Origin of the sequence: Vibrio sp. M250220 (genome assembly GCF_036533795.1) — a bacterium.
GTDB lineage: Bacteria > Pseudomonadota > Gammaproteobacteria > Enterobacterales > Vibrionaceae > Vibrio.
The window spans coordinates 1-874 of the sequence record NZ_JATABI010000155.1; the positions used below are offsets into that span (position 1 = coordinate 1).

Annotated in this window: 1 pseudogene; it reads left to right on the forward strand. The window is 45.1% G+C overall.

Annotation, left to right across the window (positions count from 1 at the left end):
* Positions 1-874, forward strand: a pseudogene (locus QTN94_RS20090) (hypothetical protein); the annotation flags it as partial.

Consider the following 874-nt stretch of genomic DNA (forward strand, 5'->3'; position numbering starts at 1 on the left):
AAGGTAAGCAGCTTACTCAAGCATCATGGGACAAATTGGGTAAAATGGGGGGCGTCGTCGCCATCCTAAACCTTTGGAACGTGTCGGTTGTTCTGCAAGACATCCGCCATAAAGCTGCGCAACACCCGAATACTAGCTTGTGGACTAACCCTGCAATTAGAGAAGCGACCTATGCGACAGGTTATGCGGTCTCCGCTGTTGCCGCTGTGTGGCGAGATGCGAAATGGGACGTTCTTGCTAAGGATTCAGAATTACTTAAAAAAAGCCTTAACATAGCGATAAAAGAAGAAGGTGCCTCAAGGGCCGCAATGCTCAAAACTTTTACGAAGACCACGGCAGCAGTCTCTTTGTTTGGTTTGATTGCCACAGGATTGGAAACATGGGAAAGTGGTGAAAAAGCTTGGGATTCTAGTAACTCTCCAATGGAACGGTTGGGTTATGGGGTAAAATGGGGAGCAACCTTGGCTCAAGCTTTCGTGTTTGGAGTACAATTTGTAGCCAATATATTGAGTCGTGGTAGTCTAATCAAGGTGAGTATCGGGTCTATTATCGCCTCTTGGATGCTTACTACACTTATGGTTACCGGTATTGTATATTTGATTGCTGTTATCATCATTAATGTCTTTAAACGTTCAGAACTTGAGAAGTGGTTGCTTCACTCCACATGGGGCAAACAATCGAAGCAATGGAAGCCTGTCGAAGAATTAACGTTTTTAGAGCAAATCATTCATAAACCTCAGGTTCAGCTTAACTCAGTCCCTAACCGAAAACCTTCCCAATGGATGGACACTGGCACCAACCAATGGCAATTGGAGTTGACCTTGCCTGCATTTACCATAGGCCAACGGATTGGCTTACAAATAACGCGTAAGCC